At 75.4% G+C, this 8,320-nt stretch carries 8 protein-coding genes; 1 reads left to right on the top strand and 7 read right to left on the bottom strand.

Annotation, left to right across the window (positions count from 1 at the left end; translation table 11 throughout):
- Positions 1-36 precede the first annotated feature (36 nt).
- The 6 genes from RM540_RS15785 to RM540_RS15810 form a co-directional block, all read right to left on the bottom strand.
- Positions 37-2,376 carry a DNA polymerase domain-containing protein gene (locus tag RM540_RS15785; protein ID WP_311665893.1) on the bottom strand — a complete coding sequence of 780 codons (2,340 nt, stop codon included), beginning with the start codon at positions 2,374-2,376 and terminating at the stop codon, positions 37-39.
- On the bottom strand, positions 2,376-3,473 hold the full coding sequence (locus tag RM540_RS15790; protein ID WP_311665895.1) for a TonB family protein: 1,098 nt from the start codon (positions 3,471-3,473) through the stop codon (positions 2,376-2,378). Before RM540_RS15790 ends, RM540_RS15785 begins: the two co-directional genes overlap by 1 nt.
- A 7-nt stretch (positions 3,474-3,480) precedes the next feature.
- Positions 3,481-4,275 (bottom strand): energy transducer TonB, encoded by a 795-nt coding sequence (locus tag RM540_RS15795; RefSeq protein WP_311665897.1) that lies wholly within the window; start codon positions 4,273-4,275, stop codon positions 3,481-3,483.
- 158 nt (positions 4,276-4,433) lie between these two features.
- Positions 4,434-5,426, bottom strand: coding sequence for a DUF5715 family protein (locus RM540_RS15800; RefSeq protein WP_311665899.1), 993 nt, complete (start codon positions 5,424-5,426; stop codon positions 4,434-4,436).
- An 87-nt stretch (positions 5,427-5,513) separates the two neighbouring features.
- On the bottom strand, positions 5,514-6,359 hold the full coding sequence (locus RM540_RS15805) for a DUF5715 family protein (protein ID WP_311665901.1): 846 nt from the start codon (positions 6,357-6,359) through the stop codon (positions 5,514-5,516).
- Entirely contained in the window at positions 6,359-6,916 is a 558-nt protein-coding gene (locus tag RM540_RS15810; protein ID WP_311665902.1) for a superoxide dismutase family protein, read from the bottom strand. Before RM540_RS15810 ends, RM540_RS15805 begins: the two co-directional genes overlap by 1 nt.
- Positions 6,917-7,023: 107 nt before the next feature.
- Between RM540_RS15810 and RM540_RS15815 the strand changes: the two genes are divergently transcribed.
- The gene (locus RM540_RS15815; RefSeq protein ID WP_311665904.1) at positions 7,024-7,656 is read left to right on the top strand and encodes an ABC transporter ATP-binding protein; all 633 of its coding nucleotides are present in this window, start codon (positions 7,024-7,026) and stop codon (positions 7,654-7,656) included.
- A 73-nt stretch (positions 7,657-7,729) separates the two neighbouring features.
- Here the strand turns inward: RM540_RS15815 and RM540_RS15820 are convergent.
- Positions 7,730-8,320, bottom strand: a 591-nt coding sequence (locus RM540_RS15820; RefSeq protein ID WP_311665906.1) for an acyl-CoA carboxylase biotin carboxyl carrier protein subunit, incomplete at its 5' end; no start/stop codon positions are given.

An 8,320-nucleotide genomic window follows, 5' to 3' on the forward strand; every position in this document is an offset into this window, starting at 1 on the left:
GCTGCCCGCTGCCCGCTGCCCGCTGCCCGCTGCCCGCTAGAACGGCACGTCGTCCTCGACCTCCTCCGGGTCCCGCTCGCGGACGACCAGACGCACGGCGGACGGGTCGAACCCGAACAGGTCCTCCTCGGAGAACACGAGGCGGAACTGGGCCGGCGTCTCGAAAAACGGCTCGAACCGCCCCGCCAGCTGGTCCAGCCGGTCGAGGTAGAACGCCGTGCTCTCGTCGGGCGCCGCCGGGCTCCAGTCGCGGGCGGGGCGGGCGGCCTCGAACACGCGCCCGCCGCCCTCGCCGAGGTAGTACGAGACGCGGTCGCCCACGCGCGGGGCGCGGCCGGTGCGCGCGGCCTCGCGGGCGGCCACCTCGTAGGCCGCCGATCGCGTCCGCTCTCCGGCGGCGACGGCCTGCTCGTAGTCGGCGAGCGACGTCTTGAGCGTTTCGGTCCGCTGGAAGCTCTCGACGCCCTGCCAGTCGTGGGCCTCGATGCGGCGCCGGTGCTCCAGGTACAGGTCGTGGAGCCCCTGCACGTCCTCCTCCAGGAGCAGGCGGATCGCCTCGCGCACGAACGCCCGCCCAAACCGCTCCGACGACCGGCTCACCAGGCTCGACCCCTTGAACTTGAGGTGGCCGTCGTAGTCCAGGAGCGCGTAGTTCTTCTTCTTGTACGACAGCATCCGCTGGAACCGCCCGTCGAACCCGATGCGGATGCCGTCCGGCATCTGCTCGCTCAAGCGCTCGACGAACTGGCGCTCGGCGGCCTCGCCGACGACGCTGTCGGGCGGCACGAACAGGACGCCGTCGGTGTCGACCTCGACCACACGCGCGCCGGCCGCGCGCGCGAGCCGCATGATCTGGCGGAGCAGGTCCTGCCCCGTCGCCGCGACGCGGTCGGCCTCGGCAAAGTCGTTGAAGAGGGCGTAGCCGAAGCCCATGTTTCCGTAGAACGAATTGATAACGATCTTGTACGCACTCTGTCGCGCGTCCAGCTCGCCCCGCTCGTGCGCGTCGTCGGCCTCGCGCATGGCGTCCTTCGTCTCGAACCGGAGGCCGGTCAGCCGGCGCAGGAGGCGTGGGAACAGGCCGAGCGCGTCGCCCTTGGGCTGGACGTCGTAGGTCAGCATGATCGACGGGTACAGGCTCTCGACGTCCGCATAGACGACCGGGCCGACGACGCCGGTCACGAACACGTCGGTGTAGCCGCCGACGACCTGGGAGCCGAAGTCGGCGCGCGGGAGGCTGTGGCGGGCGTGGAGATAGCCGCGCACGAAGAGGGCCTCGACCTTGGCCGCCGGGCCGGTCCGCGCCGCCTGCCCGTACGGCATGGGCACCATCTGCGTGAGGTAGAACGTGCTCCCCGAGAGGAAGCGCGCGAGCCGCTCGGTCTCGGTCGCGTCGTCGATCGCGTACTCCATGAGCCGGTGCGGGTCGGTGTCCCAGACGTGCGCGATCTGGTCGCCCGGGACGTACGTCCGCCCCTCGGGCGCGAACCCGAAGTAGCGCGCGGCCCCCTTCAGCGTGTAGTTCGGGAGGTCGCGCTTGAACACGTCGAACGCCATCGTCTGGTGCAGCGTGTCGATCACGTGGCGCCCGGCGATCTCGACGGCGTCGAACTCGACCTGCCGCTCGGCGAACCGCATCGACGTGGGGTACGAGCGGGGCGGGCTCCCGTCGCGGCCCAGGTCCACGGGGACCCCGTGGCGCCGGCACCGCTCGAACAGGTACGGGAAGTCGAACGACTGGATGTTGTGGCCCTCGATGACGTCGGGGTCCCGCTCCTTGACCAGGTCGAGCGTCTCGCGCAGCACCTCCTCCTCGGTCATCTCCGGCGTGCCGACGAGGCGGCTCCACCCGGTCGAGTCGCTGAGGGCGACCAGGATGATCCGGTGCTCGGGGACCGTGGCCTGGGGGAAGCCTTTCGGGCTGTAGACTTCGATGTCGAGCTGGAGGCGGACGAGGTCGTCGAACGCCATGCCCTTGAACAGCGTCCGCCCGGTCTGCATGAGGTACTGCTGCTCCGGCGAGCCCGGCAGGTACACCTCGTCCGGCCGCGCCTTCGCCGTCTCCGTCGCCCGCTCGACGTGGCGGAGCGCGTCGAAGTAGGCGCCGCGGTCGGGGAAGGCGACGACGTAGCGGAAAAAGCCCCGCCCCGCCAGCTCCTGGAACTGGAAGCGGTCGCGCGGGAAGCCGCGCAGGAGGTCGGCGTCGGAGAGGAAAAAGAACGGGTGGACGCGGACGTCCTCGGTCGTCACCTCCGTCGGCGAGCGGCGGCGGTAGAGCCGCATCGTGGCCGGGCCGACCGGGTGGAGCGCGACGATCCGCTCGGCCGGGTCGTGGCCGTAGAGGAGGGCGTCGTCGTCGGGCGGGGCGGCGTCCATCAGCGGCCGCCGTCCGCCCCGCCCCGCCCGTCGTCGAGCGAGAACTCGAACGGGAACGTGATCGGCGTCCGGGCGGGGCGGCCGCCGGAGACGACCGGCGTGAACCGCGTGGCACGGACGGCGTCGAGCACGACGGCCGAGAGGCGCGGGTCCGGCGAGCTCACGACCTCGGCCTCTTCGACCGCCCCGCCCGCGCCGACCACGAAGCGGACGACGACCACGCCCTCGACGCCGTCGGCGCGGACGTCGTCGGGGTAGGGGAGGCGGCCCTGGACGGCGGCCACCTCGTCGAGCAGCCTCGCCCCGTTGTCCGGCGGTGCGTACGGCGGGGCGGGGACGTCCGCGAGCGCTGACGCCATCATGTCCACGATACGGGGGACGAGCGCGTTCGTGGTGCCGAGCGCCGTGGCGCGGCCGGCGTACCGGGCGGCGTCGGACTCCATGTAGTCCACGAGCGCGCGCGCGTCGTCGTCGCTCAGGCCGGCCAGGCTGAGCCGCGCGCCGCGCGTCATTGCGTCGGCCTGGAGGTCGCGCATGGAGGCCGACTGCATCTGGGACCGGTACATCTCCGGGAAGGCGTCCGCCCCGCCCATCGGCTCCAGGACCTCAGCCGGCAGGGCGCCGATGACCGCGTCGATCATCCGCTCCTGGACGTCGGGCGGCTGCGTCGCGTCGAGCAGGGCGGCGGCGTAGCGCGCCGAGAGGGCCGAGTCGGCGAGCGGGCGGTCGCCGGGGTCCTTGATGAGCGCCTGGATCTCGTCGAACGAGAGGGAGTCGGCCAGGAGCGTCGACGCGCGCTGGGCACGCTGGAAGAGCGGTCCCTCGGTGAACGCGACGGCGTCGGCGAGGAGGGCGGGGCGGAGGTCGGCGTAGAAGGCGGCTCGGACCGAGTCGAGCGTAGTCTCGGACGTGACGAGGTCGGCCATGTCTCCGACCGGGTTGGGGGCGCCGGCGAGCACCCCGCGCGACGCCTCGGCGGACGCGACCGATAGGGCGAGGTAGCGCTCGACGAGCGCCGAGTCGGCGGCCGTGGGCGGGGCGGTCTGGGCGAACGCCGGTGCGGCCGCGAGCAGGAGGGCGAGGGCGGGGAGGCGCATGGGCGGGCTAGTTGGAGCGGCGGGCCGGGAGCGACCGGGCCTCGGGGTGCAGCCGGAACCGGATGGGCACGGAAAACCGGACCGGCGTGGGCTCTCCACCCACCGCGCCCGGGACGAACAGCGACGTGCGGACGGCCTGCAGCGCCGCCTCGTTCAGGCGCCGGTCTGGCGTCTGAACCACGACGGGGTCCACGACGACGCCCATCTCGTCGACGACGAACTCGACGACGACCGTGCCCTCGACGCCCGCGCGCCACGCGCTCTCCGGGTACTCGACGCGTCGTTGCAGGCTCTCCAGCCCCCCGATCAGCTGCGGCTTGACGGACGGGCGCCCGTCCGCCGCCCCGCCCTCGGCCACCGCCCCGCCCTCCGGTTCGACGGGCTCCGGCGCCTGGAGCTTGAACGTGACCGGCACCGTGAGCCACACCCGCGCGGCCGCCCCGCCCTGGCGCCCCGGCACGAACGGCGAGGCGCGGACGGCCGTCAGCGCCGCGTCCGAGAGCCGGTCGTCCGGCGACCGGAGCACGACGGCGTCCACGGCCCGGCCCTCCTCGTCGACGACGGCCTCGACGAACACCTGGCCCTCGACGCCGTCCTGCCGGGCCGCCTCCGGGTACACGATCCGCCCGTAGAGCGCCTTGATCCCGCCGACGGGGCGCGGCATCTCGTCGGCCACGCGGAGCGCCTCCACCGCGGCGGCGGAGTCCGCGGGCGGGGTGGGAGCTGCGGGCGGGGCGGCGTCCGTCTGCGCCGCGGCCAGGGCGGGGAGGAGGAGGGCGGCGAGGGCGAGACGGAGGCGCATCGTCGGAGCGAAGTCGTTAGAGGAGCGGGGAGGAGGAAGGGTAGGCACAGCGCCGCCCCGCCCGGGCGTCCGCGAGCGGAGCGGCCCTCGCCGGTTGCACCGTCCGCGCCGCGTGCTCGACACTCAGAACACGCGACACCGCCCCGCCCGCGCGTCCGTCAGAGGTTGTCGGTGATCTCCTGCACGCCCCGCGCCGGGAGGCGGCCCATCGGGTCCACGCCCTCCGCGGGCTCGACGAGCGGGCGCGCGACGGTCGTGTGGAAGACCGGCTGGCGCCGCTCGCGGACCGTGATGAGGACGCCGTCGTCTTCGAGGTCGATGAGCGCCCGGCCCAGCGCCGCCGTCAGCCGCGAGGGGTAGTCGGCGGCGAGCCGGTCGAGGGCCGCCCGCTGCTCCTCGGCGACGCCCGCGCGGACCGACTCGCGCAGGAACCCGGGCACGCGCGGGTCGACGCGCGGCGGCGGCGGGAGCGCGTCGGGCGCCGGGCTGTACCGCGTCGGGTTGTAGGTGATGTCGTAGGTCGTCGCGTACTCGTGGCTCGAGTGGCCGGCGGCGGCGTTCACGTTCCGCCCGCGGAGCGCGGCCTGATCGGCCGACGTCCGCCAACCGGACGAGACGGAAAACCGGAACGGCGGGAGCCCCGCTTCGGCGAGCCGGCCGCGGAAGCGCACAGCGATGCTGTCGAGCGAGGCCACCGCGCTCGGCGTGAGGTACGGGACCGACGACCGGGCGGGGAGGACGGTGTAGAGCCGGTTCGTCTGGACGCGCACGAGCCCCAGCGCGCCGACCAGGCTGTCGACCTCGGCCCGCGTCGCCGGCGGCTCGACGCCGAGCGCCTCGGCCGTCTCGACGTGGCGGGCGTTCCGCGAGCGCCGCAGCAGCGCGATCTCGTCGTCGGTGAGCAGCGGGACGCGCTCGAAGGCGGCGACGGCCGCGGCGGCGACCGAGTCCTGCGCCGCGTACGTGGCCGCGACGCCCTGCTGCGCGCGGCGCGCAAACCACCCCGCCCCCACGACGGCCGCGGTCAGGGCTACAAAGGCGACGAGCCGCACCGGCCGCGTCCGCGTGCGCCGCCCCTCGCGGACGAATGGGGGCGGGGCGGGCTCGTCCGGGTCGTCGAGGGCGGGGCGGGGGAGGTCCGGGGTGAGCACGGGCGGGGCGGGAGCCGAGGGCGCGTACGTACGCCTCTCCGCGCGCCGAGATCGCCCCGCCCCGCCCGCGCACCGGGCGGGGTGGCGCTACGGTTCGTCGATCGTGAGGTGGAACACGGGCTGCTCATTTTCGAGGAGCACCAGCAGGCGCCCCTCGCGCTGCATTTCGCCGAGCACGCGCGTGAGCGCGCCGAACAGGCGGTCGTCGTACGTTCCTGCGAGGTCGTGCGCCCACCGCGACGCGAGCCGCTGGGCGCGCTCGCGCTCGGGGTCGCCCGCGGCGAGGGCCAGCGTGTCGGCGGCCGAGGGCTGGAGCGCGAACCGCGTGTAGACGACGTCGGCGCTCGCCCCGTACTCGTGGCTCGACGTCCCGCTCGTCGCGTTCCGGTTCGTCTGCCCGAGCGCCTCCTGCAAGTCCGCCGTGCGCAGCGCGGACGAGACCGTAAAGCGGTAGCGGGGCAGCCCGTGCGCCGCCAGCCGCGCCTGGAACCGCCGGCCAAGCTCGGCCAGCCGCTCGCGGAGGGCGGGGCGGACGAACGGCTTCGAGTGCTCGAGAATCCGGACCACGTAGAACTCGTTGTCGACGAGCGGGACCAGCCGCCCCGCCCGCAGGTGCCCGGCGAGGTCGGCCTCGCTGCGGAGCGGGGGCACGCCCAGCGAGTCGGCCGCGGCGAGGTGCGCGCGGTACGACGGCGTCCGCGGCCGGCGGAGCGCGCTCTCCTCGTCCGACGTCGTCTCGCGGAGCGTCTCGAACCGCCCGCGCAGCCGCTGGACCGACGCTTCGAGCGAGTCGAGCGCCGGTGCTTCGTTGGCCGCCACCCCGCCGGCGGGCGGGCGGGGCGGGGCGGGCTCCGGCGCCGCGGCCGCGCGCGCGAGCCACCCCAGCCCGAGGCCGGCGGCGAGCGCGAGGGCGGTGAGGAGGGCCGGCCGCATTACTGGGGGACGAGCACGCCGCACCCGACGACCGCCCCGCCCGTGCCGTCCGAGACGGCGTCGTCGCGCTCAGCGCGGACCACGACGGCCCGCCCGACCGGCGAGCCCGTGCCGTCCAGGTTCAGCGCCGGGTCGATCCGGTCGTAGCGGCCCCGCCCGCGGTCGCCGCGCACGTTGCCCAGGTCGCCCGCGTGGCGGTCGCCCGGCAGCGCGTACGGCCCGCCGTGGCGGCCCGCCTCGGCGCCCAGGTGCACGTCCGGGTCGGCGCCGCAGTCGCGGCCGCGCAGGATCTGGAAGGCGTGGAAGTCGCTCTGGGAGAGCCCCCGCAGGTCGGCCTGGACGCGGACGCCGCCCTCAGTCTGGCGGAGCTGGACCGTTCCATCGACCCGCCCCGCCCCGACCGGCTCCACGCGCGCCGTCGCCACGCCGACGCCGCTTACCTCGACCGTGTCGGGGGCCAGGCCGGGCGCGAGCGCCGCCGGGCGGGGCGGGGGAGAGGTCGCGGAGGGCGGGGCGGCCGGCTCGGCGCACGCGGCGAGGAGCAGGAGCGCGGACACGCCGGCCCGAGCGGCGGCCCGGCCCGGTGGTGGACGTGTGAGCATGGAAAGCCAACGACCGAGCCAGACGGCGTGTTCTGCGGGGCTAGCTTCTCGGGCTTCCGCCCATGCCCGTGCCCGCCCTCCTCGTCGCCGACCGCCTCTCGATGCGCTTCGGGCGCCGCCGGCTGTTCGACGACCTCTCGGTCGAGGTCGCCCCGGGCGCCCCGCTCGCCGTCGTCGGCGCCAACGGGTCGGGCAAGTCGACGCTGCTCCGCGTCTTCGCCGGCCTCACGGCGCCGACGGGCGGGGCGGTCCGCCTCGACGTGGATGGGGCGGTGGTCCGGCCCGAGGACGTGCCGCGGACGGTCGGCTTCGTGGCCCCGGCGCTCCAGCTCTACGAGCCGCTCACGGCGCGCGAGAACTTGGGCTTTCTGGCCTCGGCCCGGCGCCTCGCGGACGCCGAGCGGCGGATCGAGGCCGTGCTCGACCGCGTCGGCCTGGGGCCGCGCGCCGACGACGCGGTCGGCGCCTTCTCGACCGGGATGCGCCAGCGGCTCCGGCTTGCCACGGCGCTCCTCCACGACCCGCCGGTCCTGCTCCTCGACGAGCCCGGGGCCACGCTCGACGCGGCGGGGCGGGCGCTCACCGAGTCCGTCGTCGGCGACCCGGGCCGCGTCGTCGTCGTCGCCACGAACGACCCGGCCGAGGCGGCGCTCTGCCCGCGCCGCGTGGCCCTGGGCGGGGCGGCGCGGCCCTGACCACCCCGCCCGCGTGGTGCGGGACGGGCTCGCCGGCATCTACCCCGCCCAGGAGCGCCACGGCGCGGCGCGCCTACGGGTCGACCTCCACCAGCAGGTCGTTTTTGGCGACCGCGTCGCCGGCGGCGGCGTGGACGGCGGCGACGGTGCCGGCGGCCGGGGCCGTCAGCTCGTTCTCCATCTTCATGGCTTCGAGCACGACGAGCCCCTGGCCCTCCTCGACGGCGTCGCCCGGGGCGGCCAGCACGCGGAGCACGAGGCCGGGCATCGGCGCGCGCACCTCGCGCTCGGCCGCGGCGTCGCCGGTGTCGAGCCCGAACCGCTCCAGGAGCCGGTCGGTCTCGGTCTGGACCTCGACCTCGACGGGCGTGCCGTCGACCCAGACGCGCGTCCCCTGCTCGTCGCGCTCGACGGTCGCCACGCGCGGGCGGCCGTCCACGACGACGAGGGCCGTCTCGACGCCCTGGGCGGGGTGGCGGAGCGGCGCGCGGCGGACGTCGGCGGGCGCGCCGTCGACGGTCACGGCGCCGTCGGCGCGGTCGAGGTCGAGCGACTGGTCGCCGGTGCGGAGGGTGAGGGACATGGAGGCGTGGGGCGGGGCGGGAAGGTAGAGCAGGTAGAGCAGGTAGAGCAGGTAGAGCAGGTAGAGCAGGTAGAGCAGGTA

This window comes from Rubrivirga litoralis (assembly GCF_031846415.1).
In the GTDB taxonomy this organism is placed as follows: Bacteria; Bacteroidota; Rhodothermia; order Rhodothermales; family Rubricoccaceae; genus Rubrivirga; species Rubrivirga litoralis.